This window comes from Streptomyces sp. NPDC093984 (assembly GCF_044764595.1).
GTDB lineage: Bacteria > Actinomycetota > Actinomycetes > Streptomycetales > Streptomycetaceae > Streptomyces > Streptomyces cynarae.
The window spans coordinates 787,410-813,113 of record NZ_JBIWIM010000003.1; the positions used below are offsets into that span (position 1 = coordinate 787,410).

Annotated in this window: 22 protein-coding genes; 5 read left to right on the forward strand and 17 right to left on the reverse strand. The window is 72.4% G+C overall.

The features are described from left to right. Positions 1-286 precede the first annotated feature (286 nt). From ACIRC0_RS15745 to ACIRC0_RS15755, 3 genes are all read right to left on the reverse strand, one after another. Positions 287-1,453 carry a carbohydrate kinase family protein gene (locus tag ACIRC0_RS15745; RefSeq protein WP_403616326.1) on the reverse strand — a complete coding sequence of 389 codons (1,167 nt, stop codon included), beginning with the start codon at positions 1,451-1,453 and terminating at the stop codon, positions 287-289. 203 nt (positions 1,454-1,656) lie between these two features. Next, positions 1,657-2,952: a glucarate dehydratase family protein gene (locus ACIRC0_RS15750; RefSeq protein ID WP_403616328.1), complete on the reverse strand. Its 1,296-nt coding sequence runs from the start codon at positions 2,950-2,952 to the stop codon at positions 1,657-1,659. After that, complete coding sequence (locus tag ACIRC0_RS15755) at positions 2,949-3,845, reverse strand: 5-dehydro-4-deoxyglucarate dehydratase (RefSeq protein WP_403616528.1); 897 nt, start codon at positions 3,843-3,845, stop codon at positions 2,949-2,951. Before ACIRC0_RS15755 ends, ACIRC0_RS15750 begins: the two co-directional genes overlap by 4 nt. Positions 3,846-4,022: 177 nt before the next feature. On the opposite strand from ACIRC0_RS15755, the gene ACIRC0_RS15760 reads away from it, so the two are divergent. Together ACIRC0_RS15760 and ACIRC0_RS15765 are read left to right on the forward strand one after the other, a co-directional pair. Next, complete coding sequence (locus tag ACIRC0_RS15760; protein WP_403616330.1) at positions 4,023-4,805, forward strand: IclR family transcriptional regulator; 783 nt, start codon at positions 4,023-4,025, stop codon at positions 4,803-4,805. Between the two features lie 261 nt (positions 4,806-5,066). Then, the gene (locus ACIRC0_RS15765) at positions 5,067-6,317 is read left to right on the forward strand and encodes an MFS transporter (RefSeq protein WP_403616332.1); all 1,251 of its coding nucleotides are present in this window, start codon (positions 5,067-5,069) and stop codon (positions 6,315-6,317) included. On the opposite strand, the gene ACIRC0_RS15770 is transcribed toward ACIRC0_RS15765, so the two are convergent. From ACIRC0_RS15770 to hrcA, 10 genes are all read right to left on the reverse strand, one after another. Next, positions 6,281-7,273 carry an adenosine deaminase gene (locus ACIRC0_RS15770; protein WP_403616335.1) on the reverse strand — a complete coding sequence of 331 codons (993 nt, stop codon included), beginning with the start codon at positions 7,271-7,273 and terminating at the stop codon, positions 6,281-6,283. The two genes, ACIRC0_RS15765 and ACIRC0_RS15770, sit on opposite strands and share 37 nt — an antisense overlap. Positions 7,274-7,293: 20 nt before the next feature. Then, the gene (locus tag ACIRC0_RS15775; protein ID WP_403616338.1) at positions 7,294-8,199 is read right to left on the reverse strand and encodes a ribonuclease Z; all 906 of its coding nucleotides are present in this window, start codon (positions 8,197-8,199) and stop codon (positions 7,294-7,296) included. A 6-nt stretch (positions 8,200-8,205) separates the two neighbouring features. Further along, positions 8,206-8,559, reverse strand: a complete 354-nt coding sequence (locus ACIRC0_RS15780) for a histidine triad nucleotide-binding protein (RefSeq protein WP_200417318.1) — start codon at positions 8,557-8,559, stop codon at positions 8,206-8,208. Between the two features lie 120 nt (positions 8,560-8,679). Further along, the gene (locus ACIRC0_RS15785; protein WP_403616341.1) at positions 8,680-11,883 is read right to left on the reverse strand and encodes a S41 family peptidase; all 3,204 of its coding nucleotides are present in this window, start codon (positions 11,881-11,883) and stop codon (positions 8,680-8,682) included. A 71-nt stretch (positions 11,884-11,954) separates the two neighbouring features. Next, the gene (locus ACIRC0_RS15790) at positions 11,955-12,524 is read right to left on the reverse strand and encodes a hypothetical protein (RefSeq protein WP_403616343.1); all 570 of its coding nucleotides are present in this window, start codon (positions 12,522-12,524) and stop codon (positions 11,955-11,957) included. Between the two features lie 84 nt (positions 12,525-12,608). Continuing rightward, positions 12,609-13,001 carry a VOC family protein gene (locus tag ACIRC0_RS15795; RefSeq protein WP_403616346.1) on the reverse strand — a complete coding sequence of 131 codons (393 nt, stop codon included), beginning with the start codon at positions 12,999-13,001 and terminating at the stop codon, positions 12,609-12,611. A 45-nt stretch (positions 13,002-13,046) separates the two neighbouring features. Beyond that, positions 13,047-13,796: a 16S rRNA (uracil(1498)-N(3))-methyltransferase gene (locus ACIRC0_RS15800; protein WP_403616348.1), complete on the reverse strand. Its 750-nt coding sequence runs from the start codon at positions 13,794-13,796 to the stop codon at positions 13,047-13,049. Continuing rightward, positions 13,793-14,866: a nitronate monooxygenase gene (locus ACIRC0_RS15805; RefSeq protein WP_403616350.1), complete on the reverse strand. Its 1,074-nt coding sequence runs from the start codon at positions 14,864-14,866 to the stop codon at positions 13,793-13,795. The genes ACIRC0_RS15800 and ACIRC0_RS15805 overlap by 4 nt, the downstream gene beginning before the upstream one ends. Before the next feature lie 235 nt (positions 14,867-15,101). After that, complete coding sequence (gene dnaJ, locus ACIRC0_RS15810; RefSeq protein WP_403616353.1) at positions 15,102-16,238, reverse strand: molecular chaperone DnaJ; 1,137 nt, start codon at positions 16,236-16,238, stop codon at positions 15,102-15,104. Beyond that, on the reverse strand, positions 16,239-17,258 hold the full coding sequence (gene hrcA / locus ACIRC0_RS15815) for a heat-inducible transcriptional repressor HrcA (protein ID WP_103838309.1): 1,020 nt from the start codon (positions 17,256-17,258) through the stop codon (positions 16,239-16,241). Positions 17,259-17,454: 196 nt separating this feature from the next. Between hrcA and ACIRC0_RS15820 the strand changes: the two genes are divergently transcribed. Next, complete coding sequence (locus ACIRC0_RS15820) at positions 17,455-18,189, forward strand: MBL fold metallo-hydrolase (protein ID WP_403616355.1); 735 nt, start codon at positions 17,455-17,457, stop codon at positions 18,187-18,189. A 54-nt stretch (positions 18,190-18,243) separates the two neighbouring features. Next, entirely contained in the window at positions 18,244-19,056 is an 813-nt protein-coding gene (locus ACIRC0_RS15825) for a DUF3097 domain-containing protein (protein ID WP_403616358.1), read from the forward strand. Here ACIRC0_RS15825 and ACIRC0_RS15830 read toward each other — a convergent pair. The 3 genes from ACIRC0_RS15830 to ACIRC0_RS15840 all read right to left on the reverse strand — a co-directional run bounded on the left by ACIRC0_RS15830 (position 19,034) and on the right by ACIRC0_RS15840 (position 22,923). After that, positions 19,034-19,624 (reverse strand): Uma2 family endonuclease, encoded by a 591-nt coding sequence (locus tag ACIRC0_RS15830; RefSeq protein ID WP_403616360.1) that lies wholly within the window; start codon positions 19,622-19,624, stop codon positions 19,034-19,036. The two genes, ACIRC0_RS15825 and ACIRC0_RS15830, sit on opposite strands and share 23 nt — an antisense overlap. Positions 19,625-19,727: 103 nt before the next feature. Then, positions 19,728-20,960 (reverse strand): radical SAM family heme chaperone HemW, encoded by a 1,233-nt coding sequence (hemW, locus tag ACIRC0_RS15835; RefSeq protein ID WP_403616363.1) that lies wholly within the window; start codon positions 20,958-20,960, stop codon positions 19,728-19,730. Positions 20,961-20,991: 31 nt separating this feature from the next. Then, on the reverse strand, positions 20,992-22,923 hold the full coding sequence (locus tag ACIRC0_RS15840; protein ID WP_403616366.1) for a SpoIIE family protein phosphatase: 1,932 nt from the start codon (positions 22,921-22,923) through the stop codon (positions 20,992-20,994). Between the two features lie 157 nt (positions 22,924-23,080). On the opposite strand from ACIRC0_RS15840, the gene ACIRC0_RS15845 reads away from it, so the two are divergent. Continuing rightward, positions 23,081-23,665 (forward strand): two-component system response regulator, encoded by a 585-nt coding sequence (locus ACIRC0_RS15845; RefSeq protein WP_403616369.1) that lies wholly within the window; start codon positions 23,081-23,083, stop codon positions 23,663-23,665. Positions 23,666-23,672: 7 nt separating this feature from the next. Here ACIRC0_RS15845 and ACIRC0_RS15850 read toward each other — a convergent pair whose 3' ends face one another. After that, positions 23,673-25,547 (reverse strand): AMP-dependent synthetase/ligase, encoded by a 1,875-nt coding sequence (locus ACIRC0_RS15850; protein ID WP_403616371.1) that lies wholly within the window; start codon positions 25,545-25,547, stop codon positions 23,673-23,675. Positions 25,548-25,704 lie beyond the last annotated feature (157 nt).

The following is a 25,704-nucleotide window of genomic DNA, read 5'->3' on the forward strand; positions in this document are numbered from 1 at the left end:
CCCGGGCCTGGCGAGGACTGCGTCCCTCTGCCCGCCTTACGGGGCTCCGCCCCTGCACCCCGCTGGGGCTTCGCCCCAGACCCCGTCCGGGGGGCGGCCCTCGGACCCCCGCTCCTCAAACGCCGGAGGGGCTGAATTTCCGGTCCCCCTGCTCGAAGAGCTTGGGGGAGTTTGCGGACGAGGCCGTGCAGGCCGAAGCGGGGGGCTGGAGGCGCAGCCCCCAGGGACGGGAAGGGTAGGGGCGGCGGGGGCGAAACAACCCTCGGCGCCCGCCCGCCCGCGAGCGTCACCCCGGTCGGCGGAAGCCGATCGTCGGGACGGCCCGGCGGCGCGGCCACGCTTCGATGTCCTCCTCGGGGACCAGCCCGTCCAGGAACGCGTAGCGGGTCAGGGCCGCCGGGTCCTGGTTCTCGTAGGACTGGACCTTGCGCCACCACGCCCCGATCTCCGACCAGTCGGGCGCCGACAGCGAGCCGCCGAACTCCTGGACGGACAGCGCCGCCGTCAGCCCGGCGAAGGCGAGGCGGTCGGCCAGCGGCCACTCCGCCAGCGTGCCGGTCACGAAACCCGCCACGAAGACGTCACCCGCCCCGGTGGGGTCCAGCGCCTCCACGGCGATCGCGGGCACACCCGCGCTCTCCCCGGTGCGCCCGTCCACGGCGTACGCCCCCTCCGCGCCGAGGGTGACCACGGCCAGCGGCACGTACTCGGTGAGTGCGTGCGCGGCGGCGCGCGGGCAGTCCGTGCGCGTGTACCGCATGGCCTCCTCGGCGTTCGGCAGGAACGCCTCGCAGTGTTCGAGGTCGGCCAGCCCCGCCGGGTCCCACGCCCCGGTCTCGTCCCAGCCGACGTCGGCGAAGATCCGTGTGCCCTGCTTCGCGGCCTCCGCGATCCACGGCTCACGCCTGCCCGGCGTCAGCGAGGCGACTGCGGCCCGGGCCCGCGGCGGGCAGTCGAAGAGACCTGCGCCCGGAGGGCGTCCGTTGAGGGTGGTGGTGGGCGACGGGCGGGCGGGCTCCTCCGGCGGCGGCTCGTGGCCGTGGGACACCATGGTGCGCTCGCCCTCGTAGGCCATGGAGACGGTCACCGGGGAGTGCCAGCCGGGGACTTTGCGGGAGTGCGAAAGGTCGATGCCCTCGCCCTCCTGCAACTCGTCCCAGCAGTACTCGCCGTAGTGGTCGTCACCGAAGGCCGCCGCCAGGCACGTCCGCAGGCCGAGGCGGGCCAGCGCGGTGGCCATGTTGGCGACGCCGCCGGGGCTCGACCCCATGCCCCGCGCCCAGGACTCGGTGCCGCGCACCGGGGCGGAGTCGAGGCCGGTGAAGATGATGTCGAGGAAGACGGTCCCCGTGAGGTAGACGTCCCAGGGCGGGTCGCCGGGCGCGCGCAGCGCGGCAAGGGGGTCGACGTGGGCGTGGTGGCGGTGTGGTCCCTCTCCGATGGACGCGGTCACGGTGCGCTCCCTGGCGTGGTGCTGATCCAGCCAGTGTGCACCAAGCGTCCCTCCGAGCGGGCCGGCCACCCGCGCCCGCCCGGGTCGGCGGCCGGCAGTCGGGGGTCGGCAGTCGGCAGTCCGGGGTTGGCAATCGGCAGTCGGGGGTCGGCGGCCGGCTACCAGCGGGGCGCGCGCCCCGCGCCCGCCAGGTTCGCGGACCGCTACCAGCGGGGCACCGTCGGCGTCACCCACCCCGGGTCCGCGACCCGCATCGCCGCCGCGTCGTCGCGGTCGCGCAGGCCGCCGTCGTCGGCGAGCCAGCGCTCGTGCAGCGCGGCCAGCCGATCGCGGTCCAGGGTGACGCCGAGCCCGGGCGCGTCGGGGACGGCGACCCGGCCGCCGGTGAAGGCGATGCGCTCGGTGACGACGTCCTCGGACTGCCAGGGGTAGTGGGTGTCGCAGGCGTGGTGCAGGCCCGGCACGGTGGAGGCGACATGGGTCATCGCGGCCAGCGAGATGCCTAGGTGTGTGTTGGAGTGCATGGACACCCCGACCCCGAACGTGCGGCAGATCGCGGCCAGTTCGCGCGTGTTGCGCAGCCCGCCCCAGTAGTGGTGGTCGGATAGGACCACCTGCACGGCACCCTGCGTGAACGCCTCCTTGATCTCGTCGAACGTGGTCACGCACATGTTGGTCGCGAGCGGCACTCCGGTCCGCGCGGCGACCTCGGCCATGGCGGGTGTGCCGAGGGCCGGGTCCTCCAGGTACTCGAGGACGTCGCGCAGTTCCTCGGCCACCTTCACGGAGGTCTCCACCGACCAGGCACCGTTGGGGTCCAGGCGCAGCGGATGCCCGGGGAACGCCTCGGCGAGCGCGCGGATCGCGGCGATCTCCTGATCCGGCGGGAAGACCCCGCCCTTGAGCTTGAAGGACGTGAAGCCGTACCGCTCCTTGAACCTCCGCGCCTGGGCGACGACTCCCGCCGGGTCGAGCGCGGCACCCCAGTCGTCCTGCTCCGACGCCACGCCGTCGGGGTGGCCGGCCCACTTGTAGAACAGGTACGCGCTGTACTCGACCTCGTCGCGCAGTCTGCCGCCGAGCAGCGCGTGCACGGGCAGGCCGAGCGCCTTGCCGAGCGCGTCGAGGCAGGCGACCTCGAAGGCGGAGAGGACGGACAGGCGCAGCTTGTCGCTGGTCTGGACGCCGCGCAGCCCGCCGACGTCGAGCCGGTCGGAGGCCCGGGAGCCGTCGACGGCCACGTCCTCGGCGACCGTGAAGAGGCCGTTCAGGTCGGACACCTGACGGCCGACCAGCTTGTCGGCGAAGGGCCGGGCGAGTTCCAGGTACTTGCTGTCGCCGTAGGTCTCGCCCACGCCGCTGGTCCCGTCGGCCGTCACCACCTCGACGATCAGCCGGGGCGTGTACGGCTGGTGGACGCCCTGGGTGTTCAGCAGGGGCGGGTCGGCGACCAGGATCGGGGTCAGCCGTACCTCGGAGACGGTCAGGTCGCGGGTCACAGGGCGGCTCCTACGAGGTCGAGTCCGGCGGTCAGCAGGTCCTTCAGGTCGGCCAGGTCGGCGGCCGACGGCTCGGTGAGCGGGGCGCGCACGGGTCCCACGGGGCGGCCGCGCAGCCGGGCGGCGGCCTTGACCAGCGACACGGCGTATCCGGGCACCCGGTCGCGCAGGTCGACGAGCGGGACGTAGAAGTCGCGCAGCAGCGTGTCCACCGTGGCGTCGTCTCCGGCGCGCAGCGCGGTGAAGAAGGCGCCCGCGATCTCGGGGGCGAAGGCGTGGACGGCGGAGGAGTAGGCGGGGACGCCCACGGCGGCGTACGCGCGGGCCTGGACCTCCGCGGTGGCGGCGCCGTTGAAGAACAGGAAGCCCTCGGGTGCCGCGAGGGTGAGCCGTTGCAGCCGGTCGAGGTCGCTGTGGCCGTCCTTGAGGCCGATGACGCCGGGGATCCCGGTGATGCGCCGGAACGCCTGAAGGCCGTAGGCGACCTGACCGCGCTGGTAGGCGATCAGCGGCAGCCGGGTACGGGCGGCGATGTGCTCGAGCTGGGCGACGAGCCCGTCCTGCGGGGCGGCGACCAGGTAGTGCGGCAGGACGAGCAGCGCGTCGGCGCCCGCGTCCTCGGCGATCCGCACGAACCGCACGGCCTGCGCCCAGCCGTATCCGACGCCTGCGACGACGGGCACGGCACCTCCGGCGGCCTCCGCCGCCGCGGCGACGACCTGCCCGTACTCGTCCTCGTCCAGGGAGAAGAACTCACCGGTGCCGCAGGCGGGGAAGACGGCGCCGGGGCCGGTGGCGAGCTGCGCCTCGACATGGGCGCGGAAGCCCTCGAGGTCGAGGGAGCCGTCGTCGTGGAAGCTCGTGAGCGGGAACGACAGGATCCCGCGCGCCATACCGTCCCGCAGCCGCCGTGCCACGGCCTCCGTGTCCGAACCGCCGCTCACCCTGTTCATCTCCCTGCCTGGATGCCATCCACGTATGAAGATGGAGGTTAGATAGGCGAACGGAGACCGTCAATGCCCCGCACCGCGACCGGAGTGCCACACCGTCCGCCGCATTACCATCGCCGCATGTCCGACACAGGGGGCGTCCGCGAGGTGAAGTCGGCCGCACGCACGGTGGAGCTGCTGGAGGTGCTCGCCGCGCGCGGTGACCGTCCGGCACGTCTGCAGGAGCTGGCGGACGAGCTCGGCGTACCGCGGAGCTCGATGTACGCCCTGCTGCAGACCCTGATCTCACGGGGCTGGGTGCGGACGGACGTCACCGGCTCGCTGTACGGCATCGGCATCCACGCGCTGCTGACGGGCACGAGCTACCTGGACTCCGACCCGCGCGTCCGCACCGTCCGCCCCTACCTGGACGAGGCGTCGGAGGCGCTCGGCGAGACGATCCACCTGGGACGGCTGGACGGCAGGGACGTGGCGTATCTGGCGACGCGCGAGTCCCACGAATACCTGCGCACGATCAGCCGCGTGGGCCGGCGGCTGCCCGCGCACGCGGGCGCGCTCGGCAAGGCACTGCTGGCGGAACGGCCGGACGAGGCGGTGCCGCAGGGGCCGTTCGAGCCCCTGACCGCCAACACGCACACGACGCGGGAGTCCCTGCTGACGGACCTCGCCGCCACGCGCGAGCGGGGCTATTCCATCGACCGGGAGGAGAGCGTCGTCGGCATCGCGGGCTTCGGCTTCGCCCTGCGCTACGACACCCCGGCACAGGACGCGATCAGCTGCTCGGTGCCGGTGGCCCGGCTGACGTCGGGTCATGAGGAGCGGATCGTCGCGGTGATGCGGGAGATCCGGGCCAGGATCGAGGGCATCACGGTGGGCGGTGCGGGCGCTCCGCACTGGCGCTGAGAACGGACGACGACCAGCCGAGGGCGGCCGACGACCGGCTAAGGGCGGCCGGCGACCGGCTAAGGGCGGCCGGCGACCAAGAGAGCGACTGGTACTACCCGGCCCCACCAGGACCAAACGCGAAAGTGGCTCAGATCACACACTCTGCGCTTCTTCTCGAAACGCGTGCTTGATACAAATTCTCTGCACGTTCCTGTCGTTCGACGGACGGCGCCCCTCCCCCCTTTCTGAGCCGCTCTTTTCGCACGCCCTGGAACGCCCGTGTCCTCCCGCACCGCCCCTCCCTGGCCCCTCGTCGCCCTTTTCACGGCCGGGTACCTCGCCTCGTACCTGCTGCCCACCACGGTCGGCAGGCTCGACTCCGGCCTTCCGCTCTCCGCCACCGAGGCCGGCTCCATCGGCAGTGCCCTGCTGCTGAGTTCGGCCACCGCCGGGTTCCTGCTCGCCGCGCACGTCCGGCGCATCGGCTCCCGCCGCCTCGCCCGCGCCGGGCTCCTGTGCACGGCCGTCGGCTACGGCACGGCCGCCCTGAGCCACAGCATCCCCGTGGTCGTCGCGGGGGCGGTCGTCGGCGGGTTCGGCTCGGGGACGGTCACCACGGTCGCCGCCACCGGCATCGCCGCCCAGCGCGACCCCCACCGCGCCTCCACGCTCGGCCTGCTCGGGGTGTCGGCGCTCGCGGGCGCCGTCTACCTGACGGTCCCCCACCTCGGCCCGGGCCACGGCCTGCCGCTCGCCGCGATCGCACTCACCGCGCTGCTGGTGTGGCCCGCGACCGCTCGCCTCACCTCCGACGGCCCGGACACCACGGCCACCCGCGAGAGCGGCCGGCTCCCCCATCCGCGCTCCGGGCTGGTCCTGGCCGCCGGCATCCTGTGCTGGTCCCTCGCCCAGAACTCCCTGTGGGGCGTCAGCGGACGCATCGGCCTCACCCAGGCGCACCTCACGGAGGTCACCGTCGGCGCGGTCTTCGCGGTCGCGCTCGGCGCCGGGCTGCTCGGCGTGCTGGGCGCGGGCGCGCTCGGCCCGCGCCTCGGCCGTGCGCTGCCCATCGGCGCGGGCACCGCGCTCATCGCCGGCTGCATCGCGGTCAGCGCCTCCGCCACCGGGCTCGGCACCTTCGCGACCGGCGAGATCGCCTGGAACACGCTCTACCCGATCGTGCTGTCGTATCTGATCGGCCTCGCCGCCTCCCTCGACGGGCGCGGCCGGTGGGCCGTCCTCGTCGGCTCCGCGTCCTCGCTCGGCACTGCGGCGGGCCCCCTGACCGGCAGTGTGCTGTCCGCGCAGGCGGGGTTCCCGGCGATGGGCGCGATCCTCGCCGCCGGGCTGCTCGTGATCGCGTTCCCGCTGACCGCGGTCGCCCTGCGCACCGGGGGCCGCACGCCGCGGCCGGCCGCGGTGCGCCGCGGGTGGGTATCCCCCCGGCTCGAAGAGCTCGGAGGCGGCGCACCGGTCGTGGACGTACCCGACGCCTACGGGAACGCGTACGCGTCCACCTCGGCGAGGTAGCGCGCCCGCCGCTCCTCGTCGTGCTCCAGGAAGGACGCGAGGAAGGAGTTGCGGGCCAGCTCGCGCAGCCGCTCCTCACCGAGCCCCAGGGACGCGCGGACGGCGTCGAAGTTGTCGCCGGCGTAGCCGCCGAAGTAGGCGGGGTCGTCGGAGTTGACGGTGCACAGCAGCCCGGCGTCGAGCATGGCCGGCAGCGGGTGGTCCTCCAGGGTGTCGACGGCGCGCAGGCGGACGTTCGACAGAGGACACAGGGTCAGCGGGATCCGCTCCCGCACGAGCCGCTCGACCAGCGCCGGGTCCTCCATGCAGCGCAGCCCGTGGTCGACGCGCTCGACACCGAGCACGTCGAGGGCCTCGGTGATGTACTCCGGCGGCCCCTCCTCACCGGCGTGCGCGACGCGCCTGAGGCCCAGGGCGGCGGCGGCCTCGTACACCTCGCGGAACTTGACCGGCGGATGCCCGACCTCGGCCGAGTCGAGACCGACACCGGTGATGCGGTCGAGGTACGGCCTCGCCGCTTCCAGGGTCTCCATGGCCGACTCGGCGGACTCGTCCCGCAGGAAGCACATGATCAGCTGGGTGGAGACGCCGTGGTTCTGCTCGCTGGGGCCGAGCGCGCGCCACAGCCCCTCCACCACCGTGCCCATGTCCACGCCGCGGGCGGTGTGGGCCTGCGGGTCGAAGAAGATCTCGGCGTGCCGCACGCCCTGCGCGGCGGCGCGCGCGAGATAGGCGTTCGCGAGGTCCTCGAAGTCCCGCTCGGTGCGCAGGACGGCCATCAGCTCGTAGTACAGGTTCAGGAAGGACTGGAGGTCCTCGAAGGCGTAGGCCGCGCGCAGTTCGCCGGTGTCGGCGTAGGGCAGCTTCACGCCGTTGCGAGCGGCCAGCTCGAAGGCCAGCTCGGGCTCCAGGGTACCTTCGATGTGCAGGTGCAGTTCAGCTTTCGGGAGGGGCATCGAAGCATCGTACGAGGGGTTTACCGCCGTTTCGGAACCGGCACCCGCATCAGGTCGTGTGCCACGGTCAGCTCTCCCTCGAACCCGGCGGCACGCGCCTGCCGTTCGAATTCGTCCGGCTCGGTGTAGCGCTGGCTGAAGTGGGTGAGGACGAGATGCCGCACCCCTGCTTCTACCGCGACACGTCCGGCCTGTCCGGCCGTCAGATGCCCGTGCTCGTCGGCGAGCCCGGCGTCCTCGTCCAGGAAGGTCGACTCGATGACGAGCATGTCGCAGCCGTCGGCGAGGGCGTGGACGCCGTCGCACAGCCGGGTGTCCATGACGAACGCGAACCGCTGCCCGCGCCGCACCTCGCTGACCTCCTGCAGCGACACGCCGCCGAGGGAACCCTCCCGCTGCATCCGCCCGACGTCGGGACCCTTGATGCCGTGCGCCGCGAGCCGTTCGGGCAGCATGCGGCGCCCGTCCGGCTCGATGATCCGGTAGCCGTAGGACTCGACGGGGTGGGAGAGCCGGCGGGCCTCCAGCGTGTACGCGGGGGTGACGGCGAGGGGCCCGTCCGCGTCGACCGGCGCCTCGGTCAGGGAGACGGTCTCGCGGTACGCCGTCGCGTAGCGCAGCCGCTCGAAGAACCGCTGTCCCGAGGTCGGGTAGTGCGCGGTGATCTCGTGCGGCACCTGGTCGAGGTTGATGCGCTGGATGACACCGGCGAGGCCCAGCGAGTGGTCCCCGTGGAAGTGCGTGACGCAGATCCGGTGCAGGTCGTGGGCGGCGACCCCGGCGCGCAGCATCTGCCGCTGGGTGCCCTCGCCGGGGTCGAAGAGGATGCCCTCGCCGTCCCAGCGCAGCAGGTAGCCGTTGTGGTTGCGGTGCCGGGTCGGGACCTGGCTGGCGGTGCCGAGGACGACCAGTTCGCGTACGGACACGGCGCCTTACCCGGGGGGCCACTGCAGGCCGCGGCCGCCCAGGACGTGGGCGTGCGCGTGCCAGACGGTCTGGCCGGCGCCGCTTCCGGTGTTGAAGACGACGCGGTAGCTGTCGAGCTTCTCCTGCGCGGCGACCTCGCCGGCCTCGCGGAGCAGGTCGGCGGTGATGGCCGGTTCGGCGGCGGCGAGGGCGGCGATGTCCCGGTGGTGCACCCGGGGGATGACCAGCACATGGGTCGGCGCCTGGGGATTGATGTCCTGGAAGGCGACGGTGGTGTCGGTCTCCCGGACGATCGTCGCCGGGATCTGCCCCGCGACGATCTTGCAGAACAGGCAGTCGTCCTGCGGCTCTCCCGCCATGCGTGCCTCCTCACACGGACTGATCACTACGACGGCATGCTATCGGCACTCTCCACCCGCCCGCCCCGGAAGGGCGAGCGGGTGAGAGCGACCGCCTGCCCTTCCGGGAGGGGCGGCGGATCACAGTGCCGGCAGCTCCGGGGGCTGTTTCGCCGGACGCTCCTCCAGCGCCGCCAGTGCCAGGCGGATCGCCTCGTCCAACTGCGCGTCGCGGCCCGCCGCGTGGTCCTGCGGGGCCTGGACCACCTCGACGTCGGGATCGACGCCGTGGTTCTCCACCTCCCACCCGTACCCCTCCAGCCAGAAGGCGTACTTGGGCTGGGTCACCAGCGTGCCGTCGACCAGCCGGTACTTGCTGTCGATCCCGATGACACCGCCCCACGTCCGCGTCCCCACCACCGGACCGATGCCGAGCGCCTTGATGGCCGCGTTGACGATGTCGCCGTCCGAGCCGGAGAACTCGTTGGCGACCGCGACGACGGGTCCGCGCGGCGCGTCCTCCGGGTAGCTGTACGGCCGCAGCCCGCGCGGCAGGTCCCAGCCCACGATCCGCCGCGCCAGTTTCTCCACGACCAGCTGGGAGGTGTGGCCGCCCCGGTTCTCCCGGACGTCCACGATCAGCCCCTCCCGGGCGACCTCGACCCGCAGGTCGCGGTGAAGCTGGGCCCACCCGGAACCCACCATGTCGGGCACGTGCAGATACCCGAGCCGCCCGCCGGACCTCTCGTGCACGTACGCCCGCCGGTCCGCCACCCACGCGTGGTACCTGAGCGGCTCCTCGTCGGCGATCGGGACGACGACGGCGTATCGCAGGTCGCCTCCGCCCGCCGGCGAGACCGTCAGCTCCACCGGTTTGCCGGCCGTCCCCACCAGCAGCGGCCCGGGCCCGGTCACCGGATCCACCGGCCGCCCGCCGACCGCGACGATCGCGTCACCGGCACGTATCGCCACCCCGGGCGCGGCCAGCGGTGCCTGGGCGTCGGGGTCGGAGGTCTCCGAGGGCAGCACCCGGTCGACGCGCCAACTGCCGTCCGCGTGCCGGGAGATGTCGGCGCCGAGCAGTCCCTGCCGCCGGTCCTGGCCCGGGCCGTAGCCATGAGGAAGGACGTACGCGTGCGAGGTGCCCAGCTCCCCCTGCACCTCCCACAGCAGATCGACCAGGTCGTCGTGGGTGGCGACCCGCTCGAGCACCGGCCGGTACCGGTCCAGTACGCCGTCCCAGTCGACACCGCCCAGGTCGGGCCGCCAGAAGTTGTCCCGCATGATCCGGCCGGTCTCGTCGAACATCTGCCGCCACTCGGCCGCCGGATCGACGGTCTGCCGGATGCGCGACAGGTCGACGGTGATGTTCGCGTCGGAGTCGTCGTCGTTCGGGGCGCGCCGGTCGCTGGGGACGACCTTGAGCTTGCCGTCGGTCCACAGCAGCACCCGCTTGCCGTCGCCGGTGACCGAGAAGTGGTCGGCGTCCGAGGCGAGGTGCTCGATGCGCTGCTGGACGAGGTCGTACCGCTCCAGCTCGCTCCTGGGGTCGGGATCGTCGGGCGTGGCGCGGGAGGCGCCGAGGACGCCGCGCACCGGGTGCCTGAGCCACAGCACCCCGTCCTTGGCGGCGCGCAGCCCCGAGTAGCGCGCGGCCTCCACCGGGAACGGCACGATCCGGTCGGCGAGGCCCTCCAGGTCGACGCGGGTGGTCGGCGCGCCCTCGCTGTCGGGTGTCTCGTCCTTGTCGGGCGTCTCGAAGGGGCGGCCGTGCCGCTGCGGCCCGAACGGGGACGGGGTGGTCGCGGCGAGCGTGATCAGGTGCGGCCGGGAGCCGCCCACGAAGGCGAGGTCGAAGACGTGGTCGTCGTACACCGGGTCGAAGGAGCGCGCCGAGAGGAACGCGAGGTGCTTGCCGTCGAGGGTGAACGCGGGCGCGTAGTCCCGGAACCGCAGCGGGGTCGCCTCGGTCACCGACAGGTCGGCCGTGTTGGCGAGTTTCAGGTGGCGCAGCGGGCGCGGCCCGGGGTGCGACCAGGCCAGCCACGTCGAGTCGGGTGCGAAGACGAGCCCGCTGACCTCGCCGTCCTCGCTGCGGTCGACCTCGCGCACCTCGCCGCTGTCCCGCTCGACGAGCAGCACCCGCCCGTCGTGCGCGGCGACGGCGACCTTGCTGCCGTCGGGCGACACCGCGAGCCCGAGCACCCGCCCGAGTTGGCCCGCGGCGAGCCGTCGCGGGACGGCGCCGGGGGCGAGGCCGGTGGCGGGCGCGAACTCCAGTGCGTCGTCGCCCTCCGCGTCCGTCACCCACACCACCCACTCCTCGCCGTCCGCGCGGAAGGTGTGCGGCAGCCGGGCGCGCACCCCGTGCTCGGCGGCGAGCGCGCGGGCGGGCCCCGAGCGGTGGGTCACCCAGTGGACGGCGCCGCGCACCGAGACGGCGCTGCCGCGCCCGGTGTGGTCGGGCGAGGCGGCCCCGAACCAGCGGGAGGCGTCGACCGGGTACGGCTGGAGGTCCACGCACTGCCCACCGAGCCGGATGTCGAGCGGCCTGGGCTCCGCGCCGTCGAGGTCGTCGAGGATCCACAACCGGCCGGCGGAGGAGTACACGACCCGGGTGCCGTCGGTGGCCGCGTGGCGGGCGTAGAAGCCGTCGAGAGGCGTGTGCCGCCGCAGGTCGGAGCCGTCGGCGAGCGACGAGTACAGCGCCCCGACGCCCTCGTGGTCGGAGAGGAAGACGATGCGGTCCCCCACCCACGACGGGTACTCGATGTTGCCGTCCAGGTCCTCGTGCAACCGTACGAACTCGCCGTTGCCCTCACGGTCGATCCACAGCTTGCCGGCCGTGCCGCCCCGGTACCTCTTCCAGAGGGCGGCCTCGCGGGCCCCGGCGGACAGCAGCACGATGTGCGGCCCGTAGGCGACCTCGCCCACGGGCCCGTACGGCAGCGTGGTGGCCGGTCCCCCGTCGAGCGGTACGGTGTGCGCCCAGGTGCGGCGCAGCGAGGCCTGACCGACCGTGCTGAGCGCGAGCACGTCCCCCTCGGGGGTCCAGCCGCGCACCTGGGTCTTCCCGCTTCCCCAGTGCGTCAGGCGCTTGGCGGGCCCGCCGTCGATCGGCGCGATGTGCACCTCGGGGGCGCCGTCGCGGGTGGAGGTCCAGGCGACGGTCGTGCCGTCCGGGGAGATGCGTGGGTGGTTCACGGGTATGTTGTCGGCGCTGACCCGCCAGGCGCGGCCGCCGTCGAGTGGGGCGACCCAGACGTCGTCCTCGGCGGTGAAGGCGACCAACTCGCCGTGCAGATGCGGGAAACGGAGATACGCGGGCGATGCGGACTGAGTCACCAGGTCACCCTAAGCAGCGAGCGCGGTCCCGAACAGGGGGCTTTCCCACTTGCCCGGGTCGCATGCGTCCGTCACTTGCCCTGAACCGGCCAGCAGGTGGGGTCGCCCTGGCACCAGATGGTCCTGGTGACGGTGACCGTGACCGTGGGCCCGGGCCGCCCGGGGCCGGTCGGGTGGCCGGCGGGTGGGCTGGGCGTGCTGCCCTGGCAGTTGCCGAGGCCGCTGACGTGGAACAGCTCCTTGCCGCCCACGGTGGCCCTGAGGTCCCCGCGGACGCACCTGCCGTCGACGGCGCGGGTGACCCGGCCCTTGACGGTGATGTCCTTGCCGTCGTCCGTCTGCCCCTTGCAGTCGACGGTGACGACGGCGGTCTCGCTCGCCGAGGGCGCCGAGCCGGACGTGCCCGAGGTGCCGGCCCCGCCGCTGCCGTAGTCGCCCGAGCAGCTCAGCCAGCGCACCTTCACATGCTGCCGCTCCAGCTCCTTGGTGGCGGTCTGGTCCGTGGTGTACGCCACCGACGCGGAGCTGAGATCACCGGGCTGGCAGGCCACGGCTCCGCCCACGGCCACGACCGCGAGGCCGGTGACCGCGGCGAGCCGTCGTGACCCGGGTCGTCGCCCAATGCGCCGCAATGCCCCCATGAAGGGCAGCGTGCCACTCCCGCGGCGGCGACGGTAGAGCGCATACGGTCATGCGAGCGCCCCGCCGTCAGCCTCCCCGCGCCGTCAGCCGCGCAGCAGCAGCCACTGCTGAAGTTCCACCAGATTGCCCTCCGGGTCCTTGAGGTGGGCGACGCGCATACGGTCGGTCATGGGGGCCGGGCCGTGCAGCAGGGTCGCGCCGCGGGAGGTGATCTCGGCGCAGTACGCGTCCAGGTCGTCCACGCGCAGCACCACCAGCGAGCGGTGGCCCGTGGCCTCGCCGCCCAGTTCGCCGAGGACCTGGGCCATCATCGCCCGGTCCTGCAGCGCGATGCCCGCGGAGCCGGTGGCCGGGCTGAACTTCTCGTACGGCCCGTCGGCCGCGCCCGACTGCGGCTTGAGGCCGAGGACGTCGGCGTAGAAGCGGTAGCAGGCCGGGAAGTCCGAGACCAGCAGCCGCACTTGGGCGAGTTCCATGGCGTTCCCCCGGTGGCTCGATGGATCCGTTGGAGATCGGTGCTTTCAGGACCAGCGGCCCGTGCGCCCGAGCAGCAGCGCGGCCGCCGCGGTGCCGGCGGTCGATGTACGAAGGACACTACGCCCGAGGACGTACGCCTTCGCACCCGCTTCCCGGAACAGCGTCAACTCCTCGGTCGAGATGCCCCCTTCGGGCCCGACGACCAGCACGATCTCTCCCCCGGTGGGGAGTTGGGCGGTGGCGAGCGGCTCGCTGCCGTACTCGAAGTCCGAGTGGAGCACGGCGGCGAAGTCGGCTTTGGCGAGAAGTGCGGCAACCTGCTTGGTGGTCGCCGCGTCCGCGACCTCCGGGAAGCGCACCCGGCGCGACTGCTTGCCCGCCTCGCGGGCGGTGGCCCGCCACTTGCCGAGCGCCTTCAGCCCGCGGTCGCCCTTCCACTGGGTGATGCAGCGGGAGGCCTGCCAGGGGACGATCGCGTCGACGCCGACCTCGGTCATGGTCTCCACGGCCAGTTCACCGCGGTCGCCCTTGGGGAGGGCCTGGACGACGGTGATACGGGGAGACTCCAGGGGCTCCTCGTTCACCCCGTGCATGTGGACGACCAACCGGTCCTTGCCCTCGGTGTCGACGACCTCGCACTCCGCCCACCGCCCGGCGCCGTCGGTCAGTACGACGGTCTCCCCCGGGCGCAGCCGCTTCACGGACACCGCGTGGCGTCCCTCGGGCCCGTCCAGGACGTAACGGCCTCCGGGACCGGCCCGGAAGTCCTCCACCACGAACACCGGCGCGGTCATCGCCCGGTACCTCCCGTCGACAACGCTGTCGCCGCCTCCTGAACCTCCGCGGCCAGCACCTCCACCAGCCGGCCTGCGGGCAGGTCCCGCGCCAGGCGGTGGCCCTGGCCCGCCCACAGCGCCATGCCCTGCGCGTCACCGGCCTTGGCGGCCGCCTTGCGCAGGGGGGAGGTGAGGTGGTGGATCTCGGGGTACGCGGCGGGCGCGTAGGGGCCGTGCTCGCGCATGAACCGGTTGACCAGCCCGCGCGCCGGGCGTCCGGAGAACGCCCGGGTCAGCTCGGTGCGGACGAAGTGGGGGTCGGTCAGCGCCTGCTTGTGCGCGGGGTGGGCGCCGGACTCGGGGGTGGCGAGGAACGCGGTGCCGAGCTGGGCGGCGCTCGCGCCCGCGGCGAGGACGGCGGCGATCTGGCTGCCGCGCATGATGCCGCCGGCGGCGACGATCGGAATGCTCACGGTCTCGCGGACCTGGGCCAGGAGCGAGAGCAGCCCTGTGCCGGCGCCGTCGTTCTCGTGACTGTCCCGGTGGGTGCCCTGGTGGCCGCCGGCCTCGACGCCCTGTGCGATCACCGCGTCGGCGCCGGCCTCCTGCACGGCCAGGGCCTCCTCGGCGGTGGTCGCGGTGACCAGGGTGAGGGTGCCGAGGCGACGCAGGGAGTCCAGGACGTCCGGGGCCGGGACCCCGAAGTGGAAGGAGACCACCGGGACCGGGTCGTCGAGGAGGACGGCGAGTTTGGCGTCGTAGCCGTCGTCACGGCCGCTGTCGCGGTCGCCGAGCTCGGTCTTGTACCAGGTGGCCTCGCCGGCGAGCTGGTTGGCGTAGACCTCGACGGCGGCCGGGTCGGCGTGGTCCGGCTGCGGCATGAAGACGTTCACGCCGAAGGGGCGGTGGGTCAGCCCGCGGAGCTGCTTGATCTCCTGGTACATCCCGTCGGCGGTCTTGTACCCGGCCGCGAGGAACCCCAGGCCACCGGCCTCGGACACGGCGGCGGCGAGCTGCGGCACGGAGGCGCCGCCGGCCATGGGGGCCTGCACGATCGGGTGTGGGAAGAGATCGGTCAGGGTGGACATGACGGCATGTTGTCACGCCCTTCGAACAAGTCCGAATCCACCGGTCCCGTGGCGTGCGCCAGGGGAAACGGCTCCGGTCCCCCCGACGCCGGGTGGTATCCCGACGCCGGGCGCCCAAGACCGCTCACCGTCCGTTGAACGCGTCCTTCAACCGCGAGAACAGGCCCTGCTGCCCCGGCTGACCGTGCCTCCCGGGGGCCAACCCCCGGCCCCCCGGCCGACCCCAGCACTCACCTCACCGTCCGTTGAACGCGTCCTTCAACCGCGAGAACAACCCCTGCTGCCCGGGCTGGAACTGCCCCTGTGGCCGTTCCTCGCCGCGCAGCTTCGCCAGTTCGCGCAGCAGTCGCTCCTGCTCCGGGTCCAGCTTGGTGGGCGTCTGGACCTCGACGTGGACGACCAGGTCGCCCCGGCCGCCGCCGCGCAGATGCGTGACACCGCGGTTGTGCAGCGGGATCGACTGCCCGGACTGCGTACCGGGACGGATGTCGACGTCCTCGAGGCCGTCCAGCGTCTCCAGCGGCACCTTCGTGCCGAGGGCCGCCGCCGTCATCGGGATGGTGACCGTGCAGTGCAGGTCGTCGCCGCGGCGCTGGAACATCGGGTGCGGCAGCTCGTGGATCTCGACGTAGAGGTCACCGGCGGGACCGCCGCCGGGGCCGACCTCACCCTCGCCCGCGAGCTGGATCCGTGTGCCGTTGTCGACACCGGCCGGGATCTTCACGGTGAGCGTCCGCCGCGAGCGCACCCGCCCGTCACCGGCGCACTCCGGGCACGGGTTCGGGACGATCGTGCCGAAGCCCTGGCACTGCGGGCAGGGCCGGGAGGTCATGACCTGGCCCAGGAAGGACCGGGTGACCTGCGAGACCTCACCGCGGCCACGGCACATGTCACACGTCTGCGCCGATGTACCGGGCGCCGCGCCCTCGCCGTTGCAGGTGTTGCAGACGACGGCCGTGTCGACCTGGATGTCCTTCGTCGTGCCGAAGGCCGCCTCGTCCAGCTCGACCTCGAGCCGGATCATCGCGTCCTGGCCCCGGCGGGTGCGCGAGCGCGGACCGCGCTGCGACGCCGTACCGAAGAACGCGTCCATGATGTCGGAGAAGTTCCCGAAGCCGCCCGCACCGAAGCCGCCCGCGCCGGCGCCGCCCGACTGGGACAGCGGGTCGCCGCCGAGGTCGTAGACCTGCTTCTTCTGCGGGTCCGAGAGCACCTCGTACGCGGCGTTGATCTCCTTGAACCGCTCCTGCGTCTTCGGATCGGGATTGACGTCCGGGTGCAGCTCGCGGGCGAGCCGGCGGAACGCCTTCTTGATCTCTTCCTGCGACGCGTCGCGGCGCACGCCGAGTACGGCGTAGTAGTCCGTGGCCACTTACGACTCCGCCAGGATCTGTCCGACGTACCGTGCCACCGCTCGTACCGCTCCCATCGTTCCCGGGTAATCCATGCGGGTCGGTCCGACCACGCCGAGTTTCGCTACTGCCTCGCCGCCCGAACCGTAGCCCACGGAGACGATGGACGTGGAGTTGAGTCCTTCGTGCGCGTTCTCATGGCCGATACGTACCCGCATGGCCGGATCCTTCGCCTCACCCAGCAACTTGAGGAGCACGACCTGCTCCTCCAGCGCCTCCAGCACGGGGCGGATGGTGAGAGGGAAGTCATGCGCGAAGCGGGTCAGGTTCGCGGTGCCGCCGATCATCAGCCGCTCCTCGGTCTCCTCCACCAGCGTCTCGAGGAGGGTGGAGAGCACCGTCGAGACCGTGCCGCGGTCCTCCGGCTCCTCGAACGCCTCGGGCAGATCCTGCACGAGTTGCGGGACGTCCGCGAAGCGGCGGCCGGCGACCCGGCTGTTGAGCCGCGCGCGCAGGTCCGCGAGCGACGTCTCGCCGAACGGCGCCGGGCAGTCGATCATGCGCTGCTCCACCCGGCCGGTGTCCGTGATCAGCACGAGCATCACACGCGCGGGTGCCATCGACAGCAGCTCCACATGGCGCACGGTCGAACGCGTCAGCGACGGGTACTGCACCACGGCGACCTGCCGGGTGAGCTGTGCGAGCAGCCGCACCGTGCGCGCCACCACGTCGTCGAGGTCGACGGCGCCCTCCAGGAAGTTCTGGATCGCGCGGCGCTCGGGCGGGCTCATCGGCTTCACGGCCGCGAGCTTGTCGACGAAGAGGCGGTAGCCCTTGTCCGTGGGAATGCGTCCTGCGCTGGTGTGCGGCTGGGCGATGTACCCCTCGTCCTCCAGCGCGGCCATGTCGTTGCGGACGGTGGCCGGGGAGACGCCGAGGTTGTGCCGCTCGGTGAGGGCCTTGGAACCCACCGGCTCTTCGGTGCCGACGTAGTCCTGGACGATGGCGCGCAGCACCTCGAGCCTGCGTTCACTGAGCATCGCGCACACCTCCAGCGGTCATGTCCCCTTGGCGCTTCCCCTGGCACTCTGCACTTGCGAGTGCCAGCATTCCCCGGCCCAGTGTACGGCTGTCGGGTACACACCCGGCAAGGGCGGGCGCCGGTGCCGTACCGAGGTGTACCGACCTGTACCGGCCTGTCCTGCCGGGTAGGGCGCCTGCGGATAGCGTCGCCGTATGACGGTGTTGTGGGAAGGGTCGGGGTGGGAGGCGCTCGGCGCGCGCGTGGGGCGGGCCAGGCTTCCGGTCTGGGACTGCACGGCCGGGCTGGTGGTGGGCGACAGCGCGGCGCTGCTGGTCGACGCCGGATCGAGCGTGGCCGAGGGAGCGCGCTTGCGCGGCGATGCGGAGCGGCTGCTGGAGCCGCTCGGCGGAGACCGTCGTGTGACGCATCTCGCGCTCACCCATCCGCACTTCGACCATGTCTTCGGGGCGGCGGCGTTCGCGGGCGCGGAGGTGTTCGGGGCGGTGGGCATCGACAGGGTGCTCGCGTACGGACGGGGGGAGCTGGTCGCGGACGCGGTGCGCAACGGTCTGGATCCGGCGGAGGCGGCCGAGGCGGCGGACGCACTGGTCCGCCCGCGCCACCAGGTCTCCGGCGAGTGGACGCTGGACCTGGGCGGGGTCCAGGTGCTGCTGGCGAATGTGGGCCCGGGCCACACGGCCCATGACCTGGTGGTGTTCGTCCCCGGGGACCCGGAAGCGGTGTTCTGCGGGGACCTGGTGGAGGAGTCCGGCGAACCGCAGGCGGGCCCGGACGCGATCCCCTCGCACTGGCCGGCGGCCCTGGACCGGCTGCTGGAGCTGGGCGGGGAGGACGCGGTGTACGTGCCGGGGCACGGGGCGGTGGTGGACGCGGGGTTCGTACGGGCCCAGCGGGACGAACTTGCGGCCCGTTTCGGCGTGTCGTAGCGACTTCCGGCGTGTCGTGCGACCTCGCGGACGCCTTCTCCTATCGTCATCCGAATGCGCCAGTACTCTCCGGATCTCACCCCTCCGTGGAAGAAGCCGAAGCCCGTCCCGGAGGTCCCGGCGGACCCCGGCCTGGTGGTGGAGGAGCCGCGCACGGGGTTCTGCGGCGCGGTGATCCGCTGCGAGGCGGGCACGGTGACGCTGGAGGACCGCTTCGGCAAGCACCGGGTGTTCCCGCTGGAGCCTGGGGGCTTCCTGCTGGAGGGCCGGACGGTGACGCTTGTCCGTCCCAAGGCCGCCGTGCAGCGCCCCACGCGTACGGCGTCGGGGTCGGTCGCCGTTCCGGGAGCGCGCGCGAGGGTGGCCCGGGCCGGCCGTATCTACGTCGAGGGCCGTCACGACGCGGAACTGGTGGAGAAGGTCTGGGGCGACGACCTGCGCATCGAGGGCGTGGTGGTGGAGTACCTGGAGGGCGTCGACGACCTGCCGTCGATCGTCGAGTCCTTCGCCCCGGGCCCGGACGCGCGTCTCGGTGTCCTGGTGGACCACCTGGTCCCCGGCACGAAGGAGTGGCGGATCGCGCAGTCGGTGACGAGCGAGCACGCGCTGGTGGTCGGGCACCCGTACATCGACATCTGGGAGGCTGTGAAGCCGGCGTCGCTGGGTATCGCGGCGTGGCCGACGGTGCCGCGGGGGCAGGACTGGAAGACGGGGGTGTGCCGGGCCCTGGGCTGGCCGTCGGACAATACCGGCGCGGTGTGGCAGGCGATCCTGAAGCGGGTGGGGTCTTACAGGGACCTGGAGCCGGAGTTGCTGGGGCGGGTGGAGGAGTTGATCGACTTCGTTACGGCCGGTTGTGGGGCTTGATGCCCTTGTAGGTGCCGAACTCGGTGGTGTCCAGCTCGATGCCGAGCGGCTTCAGCGGCACCGGCGCCCCGAACTTGGTCACCCGTTGCAACTGGTAGTCAGCTTCCTCGCCGGTGCCCGTCGGCTCGGTGAGCAGGACACAGTGCCCCACGATCGGGTCGATGATCAGGTAAATAGGCACGCCGCCCGCGGCGTAGATCGAACGCTTGACGTCGTAGTCACGCTCGACACTGGTCTTGGACACGACCTCGACGACCATGCTGATCAGCTTCGACGGCATCAACTGCCCCGCACGCGGTCCGACGCCCCTCTCCACCAGTACGAGGTCCGGCAAGGGTTCACTGGTTTCTTGCAGGATGGCGACGGCCACCGTCTGCAGCCTCCTCCAATTCCGGCGCGGGAACTGGTCGAGAACCGCTTCGACGATGTCGATGTGCACCAGATCCGGCGCCGCCATCATCACGATTTCCCCCCGGAGGAGTTCGGCCTTGTATCCCTCGGGAACCTCGAGGTTCTCGAAGAACTCCACGACATCGGTGGTCATCGGTCGGTCGTCCACAGCGGTCATCTCCGCAGCCCTCCGGTTTCCGCCACCGTCAAGAACGGCAGCAGCGTACGAACCAGGTTAGGGACCGAACCGGCGTTCCGCACCGATTCACCCACCGGAGTGATCAGTCCACCAGGTCCCGCACCACCGCATCCGCCAGCAACCGCCCCCGCAGCGTGAGCACGGCCCGCCCCTCCTCATACAGATCGGGCTTCAGCAGCCCCTCCCCCAGCGCCCGCCGGGAAGCCGCGAGCCCCTCCTCCTTCAGCAGAGCCAACGGCACCCCCTCCCGAAGCCGCAGCTCCAGCAGGATCCGCTCGACCCGGCGGTCCTCCTCCGACAGGACCTCACGCCCGGCTCCGGGAGACCGCCCGGCCGCCAGGGCCGCCGCGTACGCCCCCGGGTGCTTCACGTTCCACCAGCGCACGCCGCCCACGTGGCTGTGGGCGCCCGGGCCCGCGCCCCACCAGTCCGCGCCCCGCCAGTACAGCTCGTTGTGCAGGCAGCGGCCGGCGGTGGACGTGGCCCAGTTCGAGACCTCGTACCAGTCGTAGCCCGCCGACCCCAGCACCTCGTCCGCGATCAGATAGCGGTCCGCGTGCACGTCGTCGTCCGTCATCGGGATCTCGCCCCGGCGGATGCGGCGGGCGAGCTGCGTGCCCTCCTCCACGATCAGCGCGTACGCCGAGATGTGGTCCGGGGCCGCCGCCAGCGCCGCCTCCAGGGACGCGCGCCAGTCGTCGTCCGACTCCCCCGGGGTGCCGTAGATCAGGTCAAGATTCACGTGCTCGAAGCCCGCCGCCCGCGCCTCGGCCACGCAGGCCTCGGGGCGGCCCGGGGTGTGCGTGCGGTCGAGGATCTTCAGGACGTGCGGGCGGGCACTCTGCATGCCGAAGGAGATCCGGGTGAAGCCGCCCTCCCGGAGGGTGGCCAGATACGCCGGATCGACCGACTCCGGGTTCGCCTCCGTCGTCACCTCCGCGTCCTGCGCGAGGCCGAACTCGTCGCGGATCGCCCCCAGCATCCGTACGAGGTCGTCCGCGGCCAGCAGCGTCGGCGTACCGCCCCCGACGAAGACCGTACGCACCTCGCGCGGGTCGTCGCCCAGCACCTTGCGGGCCAGGCGGACCTCGTCGATCAGGGTCGACGCGTAGTTGTCCCGGGAGGCGAGGACGCCTCCCGTGCCCCGCAGCTCCGTCGCCGTGTACGTGTTGAAGTCGCAGTAGCCGCAGCGCGTCGCGCAGTACGGCACATGGAGGTAGAACCCGAGGGGGCGCTCGGCGGCCCCGGCGAGCGCGTGCGCGGGCAGCGCGCCGTCGTCGGGGACCGGTTCGCCGTCGGGGAGTGCGGAAGGCATGTCCTCCATTGTCCCGTACTGCCAGAAGTCCTCATTCCGCCTGCAGCACCAGCAGCGCCAGATCGTCCTCCGGCGGCTTCCCGCCGAACTCGTGCACCAGCGTCCTGATCCGCTCGGCGACCAGCTCCGCGTTCATCCCGGCGCAGTCGGCCAGGGCGGCCGCGAGCCCGTCGCCGTCGTCGAACTGGCGGGACCCGCTGCGCCGCTCGGTCACCCCGTCGGTGACGCACAGCAGCGTGTCGCCGGAGCGCAGATCGAAGGTCTCGCACGTGTACGTCTCGTCCTCGACGACCCCGAGCAGCGTCTGCGGCTGGGCCACGGCCCGTACGTCGCCGTCCGGGCCGAGCAGCAGCGGCAGCGGATGCCCGGCCGAGGCGAGCGTGCAGCGCACTCCGCCGTCGAAGGGGACGAGTTCCCCGTAGAGGAGGGAGAGGAAGCGGGCGTGGGGGCCCTCGTCGGCGACCGGCATCGGCGTGCCCGCAGCGACCAGCGCCCGCGCCGCCGCGTCGGAGGCCTCCGTGGCGTCGTCGAGCAGGAGCTGGTTGAGGCGGTCCAGGACGTCGGGGACGTCGTAGCCCTCGCGGGCCAGCAGCCGCAGCCAGGGCCGGGCGAGCCCGATCACGACCGCGGCCTCCGGACCCTTGCCCTGGACATCGCCGAGCGCGAAGCACCACCGTCCGTGGCCGGCGGGGAAGATGTCGTAGAAGTCACCGCTCGGCCCGCCCATGTCGCACGGCTCGTACACAAGTGCGCTGCTCACCCCGGGGATCTCGGCGACCGCGCCGGGCAGCAGCCCGCGCTGGAGCACCCGGCTGATGGTGGCCTGGCGCGCGTACTGGCGGGCCGCCCCGATGGCCAGCGCCACCCGGCGGCTGAGGTCCTCGACCAGTCCGGTGATCTCGTCGGGGAAGCGCAGCAACCCGGCCCGCCCGATGACGAGCGTGCCGAGCGGCCGCCCGCCCGCGATCAGCCGGTAGGCGAGCGCAGCCCCGGTCGCGCCCCGCGGGCCCAGCGCCTCGCCGGGCCAGGGCACGGGCACCGCCCGGGAACGCACCGACTCGGGCAGCCGGGGCGGGTCCTTCTCCAGGGCCCGGCGCAGTTCCTCGATGCGGTTCTCGCTGCCGTGCCAGACGCGGGCGAGCCGGGGCCCGGCCGCGACCGGCGCCGAAGGGCCGCGCCAGCCGGTCGCCTCGTCCTCCAGCCACACCGCGCACCAGTCGGCGAGCCGGGGCACGATCAGCTGCCCGGTGAGCGCGGCGACCAGGTCCTCGTCGAGCTGCCCGGCGAGCAGGTCGGACGCCTCGGCCAGGAAGGACAGCGCGCCGCGGCCCCGCCACTCCCCCTCGTGCAGGCCGCGCCCGGGCTCGGCGAAGGCGGAGAGTTCGGGCCCGAGTATCTCGGCCGGGCTCAGCCCGCGTCCCAGGGCGCTGTCTTTGGCGTACGTCTCGATCCCGTCCTCGGCGTCCAGGGCGGCGTGCAGGGGAAGCAGCGCCCAGACGGTCTTCGTGCCGGTGCGGTAGCTGATCCCCCAGGCCGTGGAGAGGGAGGAGACGAGGCGCAGGCCGCGCCCGTACTCCGGTATGCCGTAGGGGCGCTCGGCGCCGTCGTCCCGGACCGCGCGCGAGGGGTGGTGGTCGGAGACCTCGACGAGGAGCCCGGCCGACTCGCCCTGCGCGTCCTTGAGGCGGCAGACCAGCTCGACTTCGGTGCCGGCGTGGACGACGGCGTTGGTGACGAGTTCGCTGACGACGAGCAGGGCGTCGTCGGCCAGCCGCTCGGTGACGGCGTCGGGCTCGGCGGCCCGGTCCCACTCGCTGAGCGCGGCGCGCACGAGCCGGCGGGCGTTGCCGGCCGCGAGGGGGCTGCCGGGCAGGGTCGACCGCACCACCGTGCGCAGCCCCGCGGACTCGAGCACGTCGGGGGCGCGGGAGGCGGTCTCCCGTTGGGTGGGAATGGGCCCCATGGACAGCTCCCCGGGCAGTTCGGTCGAATGAGCCTGTGGCGATGCGGACAGGGTGACAGACTGACCCCGCCCATAAGCACCGAGTTACCGAAGTGGCCCGCCATGAGTGAGAACCGTGCTACCCATGTGGTCGAAGACGGACAGATTCGAGCAGGGCATGCCTACTGAGAAGACGTCCGAGGACAGCGCCGGCATCCTCCTCGTCGACGACATGGAGGACAACCTGACCGCGCTGGAGGCCGTGCTGCGCTCGCTCAACGAACCGCTGGTGCGCGCGCGTTCGGGCGAGGAGGCGATGAAGGCGCTGCTCGAGCGCCGGTTCGCGGTGGTCCTGCTGGACATCCGCATGCCGGGCATGGACGGTTTCGAGACCGCCGCGCACATCAAACGGCTCGACCGGACCAAGGACGTCCCGATCGTCTTCCTGACCGGCTCGGACGCGGAGGCCGGGTATGCCTTCCGGGGGTACGCGACGGGGGCCGCGGACTATCTGACGAAGCCGTTCGATCCATGGGTGCTGCGCGCCAAGGTGACGGTGTTCCTCGATCTGTACCGCAAGAGCAGGCGGTTGGAGCGGCTGCAGGAGGGCCTGGCCGGCCTGGCGGAGCACCTGTCCGGCATGGAGGAACGCCTGTCCGGCATAAAGGAACGCCTGTCCGCGGACGGCCTCCCGGACCTGGCGGAGCTACGGTGCCGGGTCCGGGAGTTGCAGCAGTTGGCAGCCCAGGAACAGACGTCCTGACGCCCCCTCAGGCTTCGCGCGATCCCGCGTACATCTCGTCGATCAGGTGCTTGTACTCCCGTTCGACGACCGGACGCTTCAGCTTCAGGCTGGGCGTGATCTCCCCGTGCTCCACATCGAGATCCCGCGGCAGCAGCCGGAACTTCTTGATGGTCTGCCAGCGCTGGAGGCCCTCGTTCAGCTGCTTGACGTAGCCGTCGACCATCTCCACCGTCTGCGGGGCGGCCACGACCTCGGCGTAGGACTTGCCCTCCAGGCCGTTCTCCTTGGCCCACTGAAGGATCGCGACCTCGTCGAGCGCGATGAGCGCGGTGCAGAAGTTACGGTCGGCGCCGTGCACGAGGATGTTGGAGACGTACGGGCAAACCGCCTTGAACTGTCCCTCGACCTCGGCGGGCGCGATGTACTTGCCGCCGGATGTCTTGATGAGGTCCTTCTTGCGGTCGGTGATGCGCAGATACCCGTCGGGCGACAGCTCGCCGATGTCACCGGTGTGGAACCAGCCGTCCGGCTCCAGCACCTCGGCGGTCTTCTCGGGCAGCCCGTGGTAGCCCTCCATGATGCCGGGGCCGCGCAGCAGGATCTCGCCGTCGTCCGCGATGCGCACCTCCGTGCCGGGCAGCGGCTTGCCGACCGTGCCCGTGCGGTAGGCCTCGCCCGGGTTGACGAAGGAGGCCGCGGAGGACTCGGTGAGGCCGTAGCCCTCCAGGATGTGGATGCCGGCGCCCGCGAAGAAGTACCCGATCTCGGGGGCGAGGGCGGCCGAGCCGGAGACGCAGGCCCGCAGCCGGCCGCCGAACGCCTCGCGGATCTTGGCGTACACGAGGGCGTCCGCGACCTTGTGCTTGGCGCCGAGGCCGAAGGGCACGGCGTGGGTGCCGGTGCGGCGGAAGTTGTCCTGCGAGACCTTGGCGTACTCGCGGGCCACCTCGGCCGCCCACTGGAAGATCTTGTACTTGGCCGGGCCGCCCGCCCGGGCCTTGGCCGCGACGCCGTTGTAGACCTTCTCGAAGATGCGCGGCACGGCGGCCATGTACGTCGGCTGCACGACCGGCAGATTCTCGATGATCTTGTCGACGCGGCCGTCGACGGCGGTGACGTGCCCGACCTCGATCTGACCGGAGGTGAGCACCTTGCCGAAGACGTGGGCCAGCGGCAGCCACAGGTACTGCACGTCCTCGGGGCCGAGCAGCCCGGTCGCGGCGATCGCCTTGGCCATGTACGCCCAGTTGTCGTGCGGCAGGCGCACGCCCTTGGGGCGGCCGGTGGTACCGGAGGTGTAGATGAGGGTGGCGAGCTGGTCCTTGGTGATCGCGCCGACCCGTTCCTTGATCAGCTCGGGGTGCTTCTCCAGGTAGGCGGCGCCGCGCTGCTCCAGTTCGGCCAGGGTGAGCACCCCGTCGCCGGTCTCGGCGCCCGCCGGGTCGATCACCACGACGTGGGTCAGGGCGGGCAGTTCGTCGCGCTTCTGCTGTGCCTTGGCGAGCTGCTCGGCGTTCTCCGCGACGAGGACCTTGCTCTGGGAGTCGGAGAGGATGAAGGCCGACTCCTCGGCATTGGTCTGCGGATAGATGGTGGTCGTGGCGGCGCCGGCGCACAGGATGCCGAGGTCGGCGAGGATCCACTCGACCCGGGTGGAGGAGGCTAGGGCGACGCGCTGCTCGGGCTGGACACCCAGCTCGATGAGCCCGGCCGCGATCGCGTGGACCCGCTCGGCGGCCTCGGCCCAGCTCAGCGACTTCCAGTCGTCGGGGCCCTGGCCGGAGGCCGGGGGTACGGGGTAACGGTAGGCCTCGGCGTCCGGCGTGGCAGCCACGCGCTCCAGGAAGAGCGCCGCCACGGAGGGCGGACGGTTCTCGATCAAAGTCTGTGTGTCGCTCACGACATCCTCCGGGGCCCGCGGCGGTGCGGCTGGCTGGCTCATTGCTGCTGGATCGTTGCGGCTGCGGTCACTCGAGACCGTTTGTTTAACTCACGAGTAACCCTCGAGCAGGCATCAGAGTAGAGCCCGACCGGCCGGTGCGTAAGGGGCGGTGGCC